This window comes from Pyxidicoccus sp. M6, assembly GCF_055568925.1.
This window is the reverse complement of the sequence record NZ_CM145714.1, coordinates 10,163,878-10,179,012: the sequence shown is the minus strand read 5'-3', so window position 1 is coordinate 10,179,012 and position 15,135 is coordinate 10,163,878. Positions and strand designations below refer to the sequence as shown.

Sequence of the window (15,135 nt, the reverse complement as noted above, 5' to 3'; positions counted from 1 at the left end):
GCTCGGGGGAGTCTTCGAGATGAAGCGTCATGCCAGGTTGTGCGGGGCCCTTGTGCTGTTGGCCGCCGCCGCGCCGCTCACCGCCGGCGCGCAGGAGCGCGGCCGTACGGATGGGCCCGAGGAGTCGGAGTACGGCAAGGGCGGTTACGACGACCCGGGCGGCCAGGGAATCTCCCTCCAGCTGGACTGGGGCGCCGCCGTCAACGCCGAGGAGCCGCCCCGGGGCGCTCCGGAAGGCCCGCCGCTGTACGTGGGCGCCACGCTGTCGCTGTGGGGTGACGACTGGTACGCGCTCGACATGAGCACCGCCTACGTCTTCGACGGCGGCCGCTTCATCGGCATGGTGGGCCCGCGCTTCCGCACCTGGGGCTGGCCCGTCGTCTTCACCGCGGGCCTCAAGGCCGGCGCCATCGTGATTCCGGAGGGCGAGGGGCTGCGCTTCGGCATCGAGCCCAACCTGGGCGCCGAGTTCGTCCTGGGCAACCGGGACAACATCATCATGGGCCTCAACTACATGCCCGACATCCCCATCGGCGATGGTGGCATCACGCACCGCCTGGGCATGTCCGTCGGCTACAAGTTCTAGAGGAGGCCCACCATGCTTGCCCACGTTCTCGCCGCCACGCTCGCCGTGGCCGCCAGCCAGGCGCCCGTGTCGGTGTCAGTCAGCGGCCGCGGAAGTTCCCAGGTCAACCTGCCGTTCCCTTCGGGCAACGTGCAGACCTACAACATCATCCAGTGGGACCCGAACCAGCTCCCGCGCATCTACGAGCGCTCCGACCAGCTCCCGCTCACGGACGAGGAGCTGACGAAGCTGTCCCAGGCCGGCTTCGAGCCCGCGCAGCTCGTGAAGATGATTGAGGAGCGCCGCTGCGCCTGCGACGCGAGCGCCGACGGCCTCATCCGCCTGAAGAAGGCGGGCGTGGACAAGAACGTGCTGGCGGCGGTGTCCCGGCACGGCCTGGCCCCCAACCGCGAGCTGGATTTGCTGGTGACGCTCGACTTCACGGGCGAGAGCCGCACCGCGCGCGAGGCCTTCCTGTACTTCTTCGTGGACGACGGCGACATCACCCGCGTCTTCTCCGCCAACATCCCGGAGCTGCTGCAGCGCCGCAACAGCCACGAGACGATGGTGGACCGCAGCGACATCCTCATCGCCCGCACCGTGCGGCGTGTGCAGTTGGCGGGCAAGGTGCCGCTGAAGACGTACGGCCCGCACAAGGTGCTGGTGGCCGCCAGCGCCAGCCCCACGCTCACGCACCCCTCGCAGCTCACCGACCAGGAGCGGGCGAAGTCGCAGACCTACAGCTTCGACTACCCGCGCGCCTCGCTGCAGAGCCTCTGCCGCCTGACGGCCGGCTACCGCCGCGACGCCGTGCTCACGTACAAGTGGAACTTCGAAGGCAGCCGCTTCGAATGCGAATGGAACTAGGAGTCACCGCACCATGAACCCCCGCAGCCTGCTTCTGTCCGCCTGCCTCGCCGCGTCGCTCTCCGCGTGCTACGGCCCGCGCGCCTATACGCGTGGCACGTACGAGGACCCCAACACCATCGAGATGCTGTCGGACCGCTTCAACGAGAACGACCTGCAGCTCATCGCCAAGAAGATGGCGGCGTCGCTCGCCGAGTCGCCGCGCTTCCAGCAGCCCCGGCAGGACGGCTCGCTGCCCATCGTCCTCGTGGGCAAGCTGAAGAACAGCACCTCCGAGCACATCGACATGCGCTCGCTGGGGGACAAGATTCAGACGGCGCTCGCGCAGACGGGCCGCTTCGCGCTGGTGGACCAGCAGGCGCGCCAGGACATCGCCGAGGAGTACGAGTACCAGCAGTCCGGCTACGTGGACCCGAACGCCGCCAAGGGCCCGGGCAACCAGGCGTCGGTGGACTTCCTGATGACGGGCGACCTCGCCTCCATCATCCAGGAGGTCGGTAACGACAAGCTCGTGTACTACAAGATGACGGCGAAGCTGAGCAACGTGCGCACCGGCCTCATCGAGTGGACGGACGAGAAGCAGATCCGCAAGAAGTTCGAGAAGCAGGGCGTGAGCTGGTAGCCGGCGGACGGTGTCCTCCCCGCGAAGGTCCGCTTCCATGAGCCTCCACTCTCCTGGCCTGTCCCACCGCTTCCGGTGGGGCGGGCTGGCGCTTTTGAGCCTGCTGCTGATGTCCGGCTGCGCGACGGGTGACTACGTCGCCCGCACGCGAGACGTCCGCACGGCGTACCAGTCCGAGGACTACCAGCGCGCGCTGGACGCGCTGGAGGCCACGGCGCGCACGGCCGTGGACAAGGACCGGCTGCTGGTGCTGCTCGACAAGGGCATGGTGCTGCACGCCTCCCGGCAGTGGGCGGAGAGCAACAGCGTGCTGGAGGAGGCGGAGCGGCTCAGCGGGCAGCTCGACGCCATCTCCGTCACGGAGGAGGCCGGGGCGCTGCTCTCCAACGAGCGCAACCGTGCGTACCGCGGGGAGGACTTCGAGAAGCTGATGATTTCCGTCCTCCAGGCGCTCAACTACGCCGAGCTGGGCGACGACGAGGCGGCCATGGTGGAGGTCCGCCAGGTCAACGAGCGCCTGGAGAAGATGGTCGCCGACGAGAAGAAGCCGTACGAGCAGCTCGCCATCGCGCGCTACCTCGGCGGCGTCATCCGCGAGGGCCAGCGCGACTGGGACGGGGCCTATATCGACTACGCGAAGGCGTACGAGCTGGAGCCCCGGCTGGGCGCGCTGGTGGAGCCGCTGCTACGGCTGGCGAAGCAGGCCGGCCGCGACGAGGCGTACGCGGAGCTCATGCAGAAGTACCCGGACGTGCCGCACGCGCCGCTGGCCCCGGGCGAGTCGCAAGTCGTCGTGGTGGTGGAGGCGGGCCTGTCCCCGGAGAAGGAGCGCGCCTCGCGGGATGGCGGCGGCGGCGGCGCCCTGATTGAGGTGCCCGAGTACCGCGACCGGGGCAGCGCGCCGGTGGTGGAGGTGGCGCTGGACGGGGAGCCACAGCGGGCGGTGACGGTGACGTCGATTGCCGACGTGGCGCGCGTGCACCTCAACGACCGCGTGGGGCGCATGCTGGCGAAGCAGCTCGCGGGCGTGGCGGTGAAGGCCGGCGTGGCGGCGGGCGTGGGCGCCCTGACGAAGAGCGAGGAGGCGGGTGTGCTCACCTTCCTGGTGCTCAGCGCGTTCAACGCGCCAGACCTGCGTTCCTGGTTGTCCCTGCCCGCGGAGTTCCAGGTGGCGCGCTTCCGGGTGAAGTCGGGCAGCCACGCGGTGCGGGTGCAGGCCCACGGCCGGACGACGGAGCACACGGTGGACGTGAAGCCCGGCCGGGTGGGGCTCATCGTCGTCCGGCGCTACTGAAGGTGGCGCGAAGGTCGGCGGGCGGTCAGAACACTGATTCGGTATCGGTGTTCTGATTTGAGGTAGGGTGCGCGCCCCATGTCGTCCGTTCCGGCCACGGTGGCCCTCTATTCGCTCATCATCGTCCTCGGTGCACTCCTGGGCGCGGTGGTGGTGGTGTGGAACGAGCGGCCCACGCACCTGGTGCGCTTCCTCGCCTTCGCGGCGGGCGTGATGCTGGGCGCGGCCTTCTTCCACATGCTGCCGGAGGCGTACACCGGCGGCGGCTGGTGGGCCTTCGCGCTGGTGCCCGGAGGCTTCGCCTTCCTCCTCGTGCTGGAGCGCTACCTCGTGGCGCACGCGGGCGAGGACCTGCCCGGGGACCACATGTCCGGCACCGGTGAGCCGGCGGCGCCCGGGCAGGTGCTGGGCTTCACGGCGTTCCTCGGGTTGTCCACGCACACGCTGTTCGACGGAATCGCGCTGGGCTCGGCGGTGGAGGAGGGCGTGGGGCTGATGGCGCTGTTGGCCATCGTCGCGCACAAGGTGCCCTCCGCGCTGTCGCTGGCGACCATCCTCAAGACGGAGGGCCGCTCGCGGGCCTCCATCCTGCTCTTGTCCACGCTGTACGGGATGATGGTGCCGGCGGGCGCGCTGCTCTACTTCGCCTTCGACGCGGCGCTGCACTTCGAGAGCCTCGCCGCGAAGGCGCTGGCCTTCTCCGCGGGGACGTTCCTCTACATCGCGGTGTCTGACTTGCTGCCGCACGTGCACCGGCACGGCAAGGACCAGCCCGGGCGCAACGTGCTGGCGCTCTTCGCGGGGCTGCTCGTGATGTTCATCCTCGCGAGAGTGATGGGGCACCCGGCCGGGCACTGAGCCGGGGCCCATCTCCCGCCCCGGAACGGATTGCGTGCCGGGGAGTGCGCCGGAACCGGTGGACCCCTCCCACTTGGAGGAGGGGCCTGGGGAGCGGCCCACCGGCTCAGGCGGCTGGGGTGAGTCGTCGCGCGAGTCGCGCCTCGGCGAGGCCGCGGATGACCTGGGTGCCGAACTCCGCCAGGTCGCCCGTCTTGCGCAGGAAGGCCACGCCCGGGGGCGTCACCACCGCGTCCAGCGCGCTGTGGAGGATGATGGGGATGTCGCGCACCGCCGCGTCCTCGCGCAGGGCCCGGCAGAGCTCGAGCCCGTTCATCCTCGGCATCGTCACGTCGGTGATGATGAGGTCGGGAAGCAGGAGCTGCGCCATCGTCAGGGCTTCCTGTCCATCCGGGGCGGTGGCCACGGTACAGCCCAGGTTCTCCAGGACCCGCGTGTAGAGGCGCAGCAGGGAAGGGTCGTCATCGACCAGCAGGACGGTATGCATCGTCGCTCCTCGAAGCGGATGGGGGCGGCAACGCCGCCGTGCGGGGAGATGGGGCGTCGTCGCGGGGGATGTGAATGGGCGCGCGGGCGCGAGCACCGCCCGCCGCGCGCCCGGAGGGGCCCGAGGGCGCCCGGCTGCCCGCCTGCTTCGGGCTGCAAGGCGTGAGAGACGGACGCACCCTCCCGGGGGAGCTCCACATCTTCCGGCCCGTGCCGGCGCCGATGCGTCTCATGGGCCGCCAACCGAGGAGGCCGCGCCATGCTCACCGTGGGGGACCTGATGACCCGTGACGTCATCACGCTGAAGGAGACGGACGGTCTGCTTTCCGTCGATGACCTGCTGAAGCGTCAGCACATCCGGCACCTGCCCGTGGTGAGCGAAGGGAAGCTGGTGGGGCTGGTGAGCCACCGGGACCTGCTCCGCGCGTTGGGGCGGCACCTGCCGTCCGCGCCCCAGCCGGTGGTCATTGGGGACATCATGACGCGCGGGCCGGAGACGGTGACGCCGGACCTGCCCGCGCGAGACGCCATCCACAAGCTGCTCGACGGCCGCTTCGGCTGTCTGCCGGTGGTGGACGGCGACGGCAGGCTGGTGGGCATCGTCACCGAGTCCGACTTCCTGCGGCTGGCCTCGCGGCTTCTCGACGCCGCGGAAGGGAGACGGGGCGAGGCGAAGGAGTCCGGTGTCTCCGTGTCCTGAAGGCCCGCGCTTCTTCTTGCTTTCTGCGTCGGGGACCGGAGGATGCGCGCGCCCTCATGGAAAAGCGCACCGACTGGTACGAGCACCCCGAGTACTACGAGGCCATCTTTGGCACTGATACGGTGCGCGAGGTGGACTTCCTCCAGGCGCTCAGCGAGCGCCACGGCTCCGGCGGCAAGCTGTGGCTGGAGCCCGCCTGCGGCGCCGGGCGGCTGGTGGCCGAGGCCTCGAGCCGGGGCCTCCAGGTGGTGGGCTACGACATCTCCGAGGCGATGCTCGCGCACGCGCGTCGTCGCCTCACGCCCGCGCAGCGCCGCCGCGTGCGGCTGTCGCAGTCGCGCATGGAGGCCTTCGCCGAGCCGTCGCTGGAGGGGAGCGTGGACCTGGCGCACTGCCTCGTCTCCACCTTCCGCTACCTGGACAGCGAGGCCGCCGCGCGCGAGCACCTCATCGGCACGCGGCGGCTGCTGAAGCCGAATGGCATCTACGTGCTCGGCTTCCACCTCACGGACTACGCGCGCACCGCGCCGGAGCACGAGCGCTGGGTGGGCCACGTGGGGAAGGACAAGGTCGTCTGCAACACGCACGAGGGCCTGCCCGAGCGCCGCGCGCGCCGCTCCCCCATGCGCAACCGGCTGCGCGTCACGGGGCCGGGGAAGGACTGGCTCATCGAGACGACGTGGTTCTTCCGCACGTACAGCGCGCCCCAGGCCAGCAAGCTCTTCCGCGACGCGGGCCTGCGCGTGGTGGCCATGTACGACTTCGACTACGACCTGGAGTCGCCGGTGCTGCGTGGCAGCCGCCGGCTGGACCGCGTCTTCATCCTGCAGCCCGCGTGACGCTCAGTCGCGCGCGTCGGCCTTGGCCAGCACGTAGCAGAGCTCGCGCAGCGCGGCCCGGCGCATGGAGTCCACGTCCGAGAAGCCGCCATCGCGCGCGGCCCGGGCGAGGGACTCCGGCATCAGCCGGCCCTGGCGCTCCTCGAAGTACCAGCGCCACAGCATGTCCTCGGTGATGCCCGCGTCCTCCAGCCGGGGCGTCGCCATCCCCGCCGCGGCGAGCACCCGCTCCTTGTCACGGGCGCGCTCCAGCAGGTCCGAGTACTCGCCCGTCAGCCGCAGGTGGTCCGCGAGGTGCCGCAGCACGTCCGGCTCGAAGAGCGTCTCCACCCAGCGCACGTGGGACTCGTCGCGCAGCAGCCGGCCCAGGTCGTCCACCTGCTGCTCCGCCTGCCAGCGCTCGAAGGAGTCCGGTGCCAGGCCCCGCTCCTGGCGCAGCGCCTCGGCCGTGTTGCGCAACTCCTCCTCGCCGGGCTCGCGCCGCAGCCGGCGGGCCTCCTCTACCGCCAGGGCCCGCGCCATGCTCGCGCGCCGAGCCGCGCCCAGCGTGCCGCGCAGGCGCAATTCATCCAGCAGTGACTCCGGGGCCACGCCCTCCAGGGGCTTCGCGTCCCGCTGCAGCGGCAGGCGGCCCGCGCGGCGCAGCGCTTCTTCCCAGGCATCCGTGTGCTGGAAGGGGAAGCTCACCGTCTTCGGCAGGAGGCCCACCTCCAAGTGCTCGCGCAGGCGGCGCAGCAGGGTCAGCGCGTCCAGCTTCTTCTGGTCCACGCGGCCCGACGGCAGCCACGCCTCGAGCGCCTGGAGTTGCGAGGCCAGCACCCCCTCCCGCGCGCCGCGCGCCAGCACCACCGGCCAGGCGCGCTCCACGTAGAAGAGTGACCTGGCCACCCGCTCCAGCGTCGTGCGGGTGGTCTCGGTCACCACCTGCGAGAGCCACGCGGAGGAGAGCGTGGCGCTGATGTTCACCATCGCCTCGGACAGCGGACGCCAGCCGTCCTCCTCGCCCGCGTGCGCCACCGCGACGTCCGAGTCGTCCTCCAGCTCGCCGCGCTGGTAGGCCTCGAAGATTTCGCCCACGCCCTCCATGCCGAAGGGCGCCAGCTCCGCCGCGCGCAGCGCGCCCATGCTGGCGGCGCCGAAGACGTGGATGCCCTCGGCCATGGCCCAGAGGATTTCCTTGTGCCACACCGCGGGCACGTGCTCGAAGAAGCCGTCGATGATGCCGATGGCCACCGGGTTCTCCCGCGCGGCCCGGTACACGTCGCCCTGCTGCACGGGCGGAAGGTAGATGGCGTCCAGCTCCGCGCGCGCTTCCTCCGGCCGCAGCGTGGGGCCGGTGAAGATGAACACCTTCTTCATTCCTCGCGCTCCCGAAGCACTCGCTGCGCCCGCGGGCCGGGCACATAGCCCGGGGCCTCGTGCGTGGGCTCCAGCCCCGGCACCACCACGCGCACCACCGGTACGCCCAGCTCCGGCTTCGTCAGGTCCACCGCCACCACCTGGGAGAGCCCGGCGGCGCCCAGCTTCCCCAGCACCCAGGCCAGGTCTTCCTCCAGCGTCGTGCCGTCGTGCGTGGGCACCAGGTGGAAGCGGCGCACGGGGGCTTCCTCCCGCAGGCGCACCCGCATCCGCTCCGCCGCGACGCCGTCCTTCGCCGCCTCGTAGGCCTTGCGGTGCAAATCATCCCGCGCGCCGCTGATGCGGGTGAGCCGGCTCTGCGCGGCCTCCGTCAGCGCGCGGAGCAGGGCCACCTCGCGCGACGGGTGGCAGCCCATGCCGCTGGCCACCGCCACGGGGCGGAAGGGCTCCGGCTCGCGGTCGACGATGGAGCAGGTGAAGGCGGGGACGCCCACGTCGCTCGTCGTCTCCCACGCGCCCACGGCCACGCTCGCGCGCGCGTACTTCTCCAGCACCACGCGGCACGCCGGGTCGTCCACCGAGTCCAGGTCCAGCCGCGTGGGCGCCTGGGCTCGGGGGCCGCGCGCGTGCCAGAGCGTGGTGGCGTCCCGCTCGATGACTTCACACAGGCCGTGGAGCGTGGCCTCCACCACGTGGTTGCCGGAGGCCAGCCCGTTGCTGCTCATCAGGAACGCGCCGCTGCCGGTGGGCAGGGGCAGCGTGTAGTCGGTGTGCACCAAATCAAAGGGCAGCCAGAGCGTGCTGCCCTTCATCAGATTCACGCCCTCCACCCACAGCATGCGCCAGTTGTCGTGGAACAGGCTCACCGACAGCCGGGGCAGGCCGGCCACGTCCACCACGGGCTCGCGCAGGCGCAGCTCGTTGTACGTGGCCAGCTTCAGCGGCAGGGAGATGTGCTCGGCGTGGTAGCCCTCCACGGACTCCATGAGGCCGGACGCCTTCGCCGCATCCATTGTCAGCCCCTTGCCCTGCGACACCGCGAGCGAGCGCGCGTTGGGCCGCGTCACCATGACGACGGGGATGCCAATCGTGTCCAGGCCGGTGACGTTGGCGATGCGGGTGATGCCCAACATCGGCATGAGCCGGCGCACGCGCTCCAGCGTCTGCTGCGGGGATACCGCCCGGCGTGCGCCGAGGCGAAAGCTCTTGGGAGTACCGGCGGAGGACAGGGCCACTTCCGGTGTGCGGAGGGCGTTGCGAAGGGGCATCAGAACTTCCGGGACGCGAAGGGAGAGGCGTCCTGCTCCTCCGCGTCGAGTGACTTGCTGGGGGAATAGCTCAACAGGATGCTGTTGAGGTTGAGGAGGAAGCAGGTGACGGGCTCTGCGGGCGCGCCCAGGCTCGCCATGGCCTCGCGCGGGGCTTCTTCTTCCGAGCACGAGCAGTCGCGCCCGACGTGGTGCGGGATGTTGGCCACCACGGCCTCGTTCTTGAGCAGCGGCTTGATGGCCTTGGCGAGGTGTTTCATGTCGTGGGGGTGCGAGGGGTCGAAGGACTTCGCGTTCATCCACGTCTCGGTGGGCAGCCAGTAGATTCTACCATCCGGCGCGTAGAGCAGCAGGTCCGACTCGTCCACCCAGGCCTTGGCCGTGGCCCTCGGCGCCGGGCGGTCCCCGCACTCGTGCAGCGTGGCGACCAGCTCGGCGGGGTCGGCGCCCGGCTTGACTCCCTTCACCTGGGCGACCTTCGTGGTGATGTTGACCGTCACCTCCACCTGGGCTGGATCTCCGCTCTTCCCGCCCGCCTCGGAATTCACGTGAAACCGGACAAGGTCCGTCACGTTCTCCGGTTCGTTTGGGTTGTCCTTCGGTACACCCATCACCTTCATGTCGGTGGTGAAGCCCTCGAGGATGTTGACCTCGTTGGGCTGGAAGAAAAGGTACACGTACTCCTTCGTGCTCGATGAGGTCATGGGTTCCTCGATGGATGGGGTGAACGGCGAAGGTGACAGCGTCACAGGTAGCCGAGCCGCCGAGCGGCTTCACAGGCCAACGTGAGGTGCTCGCGGGCGGAGGCGGTGTCCGCCCCGGCCGCCACCGCCGCGGCCAGCGGGGTGGAGAGCGCCTCGGGCAGTCGTTGCTGACTCGGCGCCAGCATGGCGCGCGCGTGCTCCAGCGCTTCGGGTACGCGCCCGTCCGCCAGCTCCACCGCGAGCAGCGGCCAATGCGCCAACCACTGGAAGGGGTAGACGAGGGACAGGGGACGCCACAGCCGGAGCGCCTCCGAGCCGGCCTCGCGAGCGGCCGGGCCATCTCCCGCGCGCAGGGCCCCCCATGCCCGGTTGGCGTGCGCCGCGCCCACGTAGTCCGCCATGCGCGCGGTGGTGGCCACCTCCAGGCTGCGGCCCGCTGCTTCGCGCGCGGCGTCCACCTGCCCCCGCAGCCGGAGGATGACGGTGAGGTACGTGAGGCAGCGCGTCTGCAGCGTCACGTCGCCCAGCCGCTCCGCCTCGCGCAGCGACAGCTCCATGCCGGCCTGCGCCTCCTCCAGCGCGCCGTGGAAGAGCAGCACCGAGGCCAGCACGCACCGCGCGCCCGCGCGCTCCAGCTCTCCGCCCGCCTCCAGCGCCGCGTCCGTGTAGGCCCGCGCGTGCGCCACCGTGTCCGCGGAGGCCTGGTAGCGCTCGCTACGAAGTTGCATCTGCACCAATGAGTTGAAGAAGCGGGCGCGCTGGAGGGGCGTGCCGTGGGCCTGCACCACGGGCCGCACGCCGTCCACCAGCGCCCGCATCTCGTCGAGCTGCGCCAGCCAGTAGTGCACGGTGATGCGCTCGCCCTGGAGCTGCACCCACTCGTGCCACCAGGCCTCGGCCTCGGACGGTGACGAGGAGTACGCGTCCGGCGCGGGGCCCAGCTCGGCCTCCGCGCGCGCGTAGACGCGCAGCGCTTCCTCGTTCTGATGGTGCGTCTGCAAGGCCTTGCCCACCTTCCGCAGGACGTTGGCGCGACGGACGCGCTCGCTTTGCGGAATGCGTGCCAGGGCCTCCATGAAGGCCGTGCGCGCCTCGGCCTGCCTGCCGGTGAGGGCCAGCACCTCACCCAGCGCCTCCCAGACGTGCTCCAGCGCCACGGCCTCCACGCCCGCCGCGTTCGTCGTGGACGCGTCCGCGTCCCGCTCGGACGCCGCCGCCTCGCGCAGCGCGGCCTCGTAGAAGGCGATGGCGTCGCCGTTGGCGTACGCGGCCCGGGCCCTGTCCCCCGCGCGTGCGTACCAACCGAACGCGCGGCCCGCTCTCGCCGCGCGGGACCAGTGGTGGCCCAGCGCGGCGGCGTGGTCGTCCTGCTCCAGCGTTCCGGTGTAGCGGCGCTCCAGCCACTCCGCCGAGCGCCGGTGCAGCGTCTGGCGCGCGTCGGTGGGGACGCGCGCGTAGGCCACCTCGCGGAGCTTGTCGTGCACGAAGCGCAGGCGCCCGCCGCCGGACTCCTCCAGCACCTGCCGGCGGCGCAGCTCCGCCACCGCCTCCAGCCCCGCGGGCTCCGACAGCGCGGCGATGGTCAGCAGCATCTCCGCGTCCTGCTCGCGGCCCAGCACCGAGGCCGCCTCCGCCAGCGCGCGTCCCTCCGCGCCCAGGTCCGCCAGCCGCCGCTCGATGAGCTCGACGATGCTGCCCGGCAGCGGGAGGGGCCGGTGCGCGGTGCTGCCGCCCGCCTCGAAGAGCCACTCGCCGGACGGGGCGCGGAAGAGCAGGCCCGCGTCGATGGCGGCGCGCAGGTACTCGGCGATGAAGAAGGGGTTGCCGCTCGTCTCGCGCACCAGCACGTCCACGAAGGGGGCGGGCACCTCGCGCAGCGCCAGCATGCCGCGCACCATCTCCCCCGCGCTCGCCGCGTCCAGCCGCCCCACCTCCACCCGCACCACGTCCGGCGCGCCCACGAGCGTGCGCAGCGCCGCGCCCATCTCGTCCATGCGGTACGTGCCCACCAGCAGCACCGGGTGCGTCGAGAGCTGCCCCGCGCCCAGCTCCTGCAAGAAGCTCAGCGTCAGGTCATCCGCCCACTGCAAGTCATCCAGCACCAGCAGCAGCGGCTGCACCTCCGCGAAGGCCCGCAGCGTGTCGCGCAGCGCCGCCAGCACCCGGGCGCGCGCCTCGGGCGCCGGCAGGGCAGGGGGCTCGGGCCAGGCGTGCTGGCCGGGGAGCTGCGCCAGGGACGGCTCGTACGCGGCGAGCACGCGTCCGCGCGGCCCCAGCAGCCGGTCCGCTTCCCGCGTGCCGCGCTCGTTGCAGCGGTCCGCCACCGCGAGCAGCAGCGGGCGCAGCGGCTGCAGCGGCGCCGCGTGGACGTCCGCGCCTCCGGAGTCCAGCGGCACGCACTCGCCCGTCACCACCGCCATGCGCCGCCACGTCGCCTCCGACGCCAGCTCCAGCGCCAGCCGCGTCTTGCCCGCGCCGCTCTCTCCGCCGAGGAACACGCGCCCGCCCCGGCCGCGAGACGCCGCGTCCAGCGCGTCCATGAGGCGGCCCAGCTCGCCGCCGCGTCCCGCCAGGTCCGGCCGGTAGAGATAGGCCGGCGTCCGGGGCGTGGCGCCGTCTCCGCCGCCCTCCGCGCCGAGCGCGTCCAGCGCCGCCGCCACGTCCTCCGCATAGCCGGGGCGCTCCTGGGGCTTCTTCGCCAACAGCCGCAGCGCCAGCGCGTCCACGCCTTCCGGCAGGCCCTCCACGCGCCGCGACGGGGGCACCGGCGCCACGTGGAAGTGCTGGTGCGGCACGGGCCCCTCGCGGCCGGGGAGGAAGGGAGGCCGGCCGGTGAGCAGCTCGTAGAAGATGCAGCCCAGCGCGTAGAGGTCCGCGCGCGCGTCCACGAAGCCGCCGCGGAGCTGCTCCGGCGCCATGTACGCGTCGCTGCCCACCACCGTGCCGCCCACGTCCAGCGTCTCGCGGCCCCGCGAGCCGCCGAAGCGCGCGGCGATGCCGAAGTCCACCAGCACCGGCGTGCCGTCCGGGCGCAGGAAGACGTTCTCCGGCTTGAGGTCCCGGTGGACGAGGCCGTTGGCGTGCAGGAAGGCCAGCGGCGCGCACAGCCTCCGCACCAGGTTGAGCACGGAGCGCAGGCGCTCCGGCGTCACCGGGCCCGCCTCCTGCCCCGCGCTGGCGCCGCGCAGCGTCTGCCCGCGCAGCAGCTCCATGGCGTACCAGGGCAGCCCGTCCGACACGCCCTCGGCCACGATTCGCACCACGCCCGGGTGCCGGAGCCGACGCAGCGCGTGAATCTCCCGCCGGATGCTGGCCAGGGGGACTTCGGAGGCGGCGCGGACCGTCTTCACGGCCACCGCCTCGCCCGTCTCCGGGTGCTCACCCCGGTACACGACTCCCATGCCCCCCTGGCCCAGGACTTCCTGGAGCTGGTAGGGACCGATGGTCGCTCCCACCCCAGGCAAGGGGTGGAGCCACGCGGGAGATGTCATAGAGGGCGAGTAGCATAGCGATCGCCCCCCTCTCCGTCCGCGACAACGGGCCTGCGTCCTGGTTGGACGCGCGTGCGTCCCAGCAGGACGCGCCAGGAGGGCACCTCCACCCCCCTCTCGGGCCATCCCCTTGAAAACACGTGAAACGGGGTGTCTGGCACGAAGCCCGCATGGTGTTTTCGCGTGGCGCCACGGGAAACCGGGCGTCCCGCCGTCATGGAGGTCCGAGAACGCGGAGGGAGGGGCCGCTCCTTCCGCGTTCTTCATCTCCATCTCCGCTACACTTCGTCCCTCTTCCGCAGCGGCCCCGAGGGGTTGGCTCGGATGATGGTTCCGGACGGAGGCGAGTGGATGCACGACGAGATGGCGCAGTTGCTGACCGCACTGCGGGCGGCAAAGGATTTCGAGACCGCCGCGGCGGCCACCCTGCGCCGGATGTTGGCCATGGCCCAGGAAGCGGTTGCGTCCAGTCGGTACGCAGCCCGGGCCCGCGTCCTCCGCGGAATCGTCCACCTCCGCCCCGGCGAGGCCTACCGCCGGCTGGCCGCGCTGGATGTGGGGTCCTCTGAGATTACGGATGCCAGTGTGGGTACGCCCTTCTTCACCTCGGCCACGGCGTGGCGCGCGGTGGTGGAGCACCGGTGCGCGGTGTCCATCGACGTCAACGTGGGCACGGTGCAGCCGCACGCGCCCAACGCGCCGGTGACGGGTGACCCGGGGCTGGCGGGCTTCCACAGCAACGAGAGCCGCCAGCGCTTCCTCGGGCGCCACGCCACGCACGTGTGCGTGCTGCCGCTGCGCACGCCGGGCGGCAGCATCGAGGGGATGATTTCTCTCGAGGCGGACTGCCTCGCCGCCATGGGCCAGGAGTTCGTCTGGCTGTCGGTGGGGGACAAGCTGCAGCTGCTCGCGGACGTGGCCGCGCCGTACCTGGCCGGACTGCCGCAGCGCCCGGTGGCCACGCCGGAGGTGGACGAGTTCCTCCCGGTGGTGGGCCGCTCCATGGCGGAGTTGCTGCCCATCCTCCGCGTCTTCGCTCTGCAGGATGAGACCATCCTCATCAGCGGCGCCACCGGCGCGGGCAAGTCGCGGCTGGCGCGCTGGTGCCACGAGCGCTCCAACCGCCGGGGCAAGCCCTTCGAGACGTTGGACCTGGTGACGGTGCCCGAGGACCTCCAGATGGCGGAGCTCTTCGGCTGGAAGAAGGGCGCCTTCACGGGCGCGGTGCGCGACGCGCCGGGCAGCGTGGCGCGTGCGGACGGCGGCACGCTGTTCATCGACGAAATCGACAAGCTGTCGTTGAAGGCGCAGGCGGGCCTGCTGCACCTGCTGGAGTCGCGCAGCTACCGCCCGCTGGGCGAGGGCACCGGTGAGCGTCAGGCGGACGTGCGCTTCATCATCGGCACCAACGCGGACCTGCACGCGGAGGTGCGCGCGGGCCGCTTCCGCGAGGACCTCTACTACCGCGTCAACGTGCTGCCGGTGCGCATGCCCGCGCTGCAGGAGCGCACGGACGAAATCCCCATGTGGGCGCGGTACATGGTGAACCGCCGGCACCGCGAGCGCTCGCCCGAGGGCAGCGCCCGGCTGACGCCCGAGGCGGAGCGGCTGCTGGTGGGCGGGAGCTGGCCGGGCAACCTGCGGCAGCTCGACAACATCGTCCGCCGCGCCTACACGCTGGCCATGGTGGAGCAGACCAGTCCCACGGGGGAGCTGGTGCTGCAGGACAAGCACGTGGCGCGGGCGCTCGACTACGAGCAGGTGCCGGGTGGCAAGCCGCTGCCAGAGGCGCTCCGCGCGGCCGCGCAGGCCTTCGTCGCCGAGGCGCGCAAGCGCAATGCCCCGCTCGACCTGGACCTCGCGGATGCGTTCCGCGGGTTGGTGCTGGGCATGGCCATCCGCCAGGTGGGCCGCGACGAGGGCTTCCGCCTGCTGGGGCGCGAGAGCCTGGTGAAGAACCGCAACCACCACAAGGCGCTCAAGCGCGAGCTGGAGAAGGTGGAGGCGCTCTACAAGGCCCTCGGCGAGGACGCGTCGCCCTTCGCCGACCTGCTGTCGGAGGACGAGGCCGCCTGATGCGGG

General features: G+C 71.8%; 13 protein-coding genes. 8 read left to right on the top strand and 5 right to left on the bottom strand.

The annotated features are described in order from the left end of the window. The first annotated feature begins 19 nt into the window (after positions 1 to 19). The 5 genes from ACVTJA_RS39975 (at position 20) to ACVTJA_RS39955 (ending at position 4,206) form a co-directional block, all read left to right on the top strand. Positions 20 to 586, top strand: a complete 567-nt coding sequence (locus ACVTJA_RS39975) for a hypothetical protein (RefSeq protein ID WP_465828328.1) — start codon at positions 20 to 22, stop codon at positions 584 to 586. Positions 587 to 598: 12 nt separating this feature from the next. After that, entirely contained in the window at positions 599 to 1,432 is an 834-nt protein-coding gene (locus ACVTJA_RS39970) for a hypothetical protein (RefSeq protein WP_465828327.1), read from the top strand. A 13-nt stretch (positions 1,433 to 1,445) separates the two neighbouring features. Then, on the top strand, positions 1,446 to 2,054 hold the full coding sequence (gene lpoB / locus ACVTJA_RS39965; protein WP_465828323.1) for a penicillin-binding protein activator LpoB: 609 nt from the start codon (positions 1,446 to 1,448) through the stop codon (positions 2,052 to 2,054). Positions 2,055 to 2,091: 37 nt separating this feature from the next. Beyond that, positions 2,092 to 3,348: a COG3014 family protein gene (locus ACVTJA_RS39960; protein ID WP_465828321.1), complete on the top strand. Its 1,257-nt coding sequence runs from the start codon at positions 2,092 to 2,094 to the stop codon at positions 3,346 to 3,348. A gap of 78 nt (positions 3,349 to 3,426) precedes the next feature. Continuing rightward, positions 3,427 to 4,206 carry a ZIP family metal transporter gene (locus ACVTJA_RS39955; RefSeq protein WP_465828319.1) on the top strand — a complete coding sequence of 260 codons (780 nt, stop codon included), beginning with the start codon at positions 3,427 to 3,429 and terminating at the stop codon, positions 4,204 to 4,206. A gap of 106 nt (positions 4,207 to 4,312) precedes the next feature. On the opposite strand, the gene ACVTJA_RS39950 is transcribed toward ACVTJA_RS39955, so the two are convergent. Continuing rightward, the gene (locus ACVTJA_RS39950) at positions 4,313 to 4,693 is read right to left on the bottom strand and encodes a response regulator (protein WP_465828317.1); all 381 of its coding nucleotides are present in this window, start codon (positions 4,691 to 4,693) and stop codon (positions 4,313 to 4,315) included. Positions 4,694 to 4,951: 258 nt separating this feature from the next. Between ACVTJA_RS39950 and ACVTJA_RS39945 the strand changes: the two genes are divergently transcribed. Together ACVTJA_RS39945 and ACVTJA_RS39940 are read left to right on the top strand one after the other, a co-directional pair. Then, on the top strand, positions 4,952 to 5,392 hold the full coding sequence (locus ACVTJA_RS39945) for a CBS domain-containing protein (protein ID WP_465828314.1): 441 nt from the start codon (positions 4,952 to 4,954) through the stop codon (positions 5,390 to 5,392). A gap of 56 nt (positions 5,393 to 5,448) precedes the next feature. Next, entirely contained in the window at positions 5,449 to 6,231 is a 783-nt protein-coding gene (locus ACVTJA_RS39940) for a class I SAM-dependent methyltransferase (RefSeq protein WP_465828312.1), read from the top strand. 3 nt (positions 6,232 to 6,234) lie between these two features. On the opposite strand, the gene ACVTJA_RS39935 is transcribed toward ACVTJA_RS39940, so the two are convergent. From ACVTJA_RS39935 to ACVTJA_RS39920, 4 genes are read right to left on the bottom strand one after another with little or no spacing between them, the layout of a single operon-like run. Beyond that, positions 6,235 to 7,590, bottom strand: coding sequence for a TfuA-like protein (locus ACVTJA_RS39935; RefSeq protein WP_465828311.1), 1,356 nt, complete (start codon positions 7,588 to 7,590; stop codon positions 6,235 to 6,237). Next, entirely contained in the window at positions 7,587 to 8,858 is a 1,272-nt protein-coding gene (locus tag ACVTJA_RS39930; protein ID WP_465828310.1) for a YcaO-like family protein, read from the bottom strand. The genes ACVTJA_RS39935 and ACVTJA_RS39930 overlap by 4 nt, the downstream gene beginning before the upstream one ends. Next, positions 8,858 to 9,562 carry a hypothetical protein gene (locus tag ACVTJA_RS39925; RefSeq protein ID WP_465828309.1) on the bottom strand — a complete coding sequence of 235 codons (705 nt, stop codon included), beginning with the start codon at positions 9,560 to 9,562 and terminating at the stop codon, positions 8,858 to 8,860. The genes ACVTJA_RS39930 and ACVTJA_RS39925 overlap by 1 nt, the downstream gene beginning before the upstream one ends. A 41-nt stretch (positions 9,563 to 9,603) precedes the next feature. Next, positions 9,604 to 13,017, bottom strand: a complete 3,414-nt coding sequence (locus ACVTJA_RS39920; protein ID WP_465840636.1) for a serine/threonine-protein kinase — start codon at positions 13,015 to 13,017, stop codon at positions 9,604 to 9,606. Between the two features lie 360 nt (positions 13,018 to 13,377). On the opposite strand from ACVTJA_RS39920, the gene ACVTJA_RS39915 reads away from it, so the two are divergent. Then, positions 13,378 to 15,129, top strand: coding sequence for a sigma-54-dependent transcriptional regulator (locus ACVTJA_RS39915; RefSeq protein WP_465828308.1), 1,752 nt, complete (start codon positions 13,378 to 13,380; stop codon positions 15,127 to 15,129). Positions 15,130 to 15,135 lie beyond the last annotated feature (6 nt).

Bases quoted from the DNA above. Each gene is read 5' to 3' on its own strand.
- lpoB (WP_465828323.1), top strand. From the start codon at position 1,446: ATGAACCCCCGCAGCCTGCTTCTGTCCGCCTGCCTCGCCGCGTCGCTC.
- ACVTJA_RS39915 (WP_465828308.1), top strand. From the start codon at position 13,378: ATGATGGTTCCGGACGGAGGCGAGTGGATGCACGACGAGATGGCGCAG.
- ACVTJA_RS39950 (WP_465828317.1), bottom strand. From the start codon at position 4,693: ATGCATACCGTCCTGCTGGTCGATGACGACCCTTCCCTGCTGCGCCTC.
- ACVTJA_RS39970 (WP_465828327.1), top strand. From the start codon at position 599: ATGCTTGCCCACGTTCTCGCCGCCACGCTCGCCGTGGCCGCCAGCCAG.
- ACVTJA_RS39930 (WP_465828310.1), bottom strand. From the start codon at position 8,858: ATGCCCCTTCGCAACGCCCTCCGCACACCGGAAGTGGCCCTGTCCTCC.
- ACVTJA_RS39940 (WP_465828312.1), top strand. From the start codon at position 5,449: ATGGAAAAGCGCACCGACTGGTACGAGCACCCCGAGTACTACGAGGCC.
- ACVTJA_RS39975 (WP_465828328.1), top strand. From the start codon at position 20: ATGAAGCGTCATGCCAGGTTGTGCGGGGCCCTTGTGCTGTTGGCCGCC.
- ACVTJA_RS39945 (WP_465828314.1), top strand. From the start codon at position 4,952: ATGCTCACCGTGGGGGACCTGATGACCCGTGACGTCATCACGCTGAAG.
- ACVTJA_RS39935 (WP_465828311.1), bottom strand. From the start codon at position 7,590: ATGAAGAAGGTGTTCATCTTCACCGGCCCCACGCTGCGGCCGGAGGAA.
- ACVTJA_RS39925 (WP_465828309.1), bottom strand. From the start codon at position 9,562: ATGACCTCATCGAGCACGAAGGAGTACGTGTACCTTTTCTTCCAGCCC.
- ACVTJA_RS39955 (WP_465828319.1), top strand. From the start codon at position 3,427: ATGTCGTCCGTTCCGGCCACGGTGGCCCTCTATTCGCTCATCATCGTC.
- ACVTJA_RS39960 (WP_465828321.1), top strand. From the start codon at position 2,092: ATGAGCCTCCACTCTCCTGGCCTGTCCCACCGCTTCCGGTGGGGCGGG.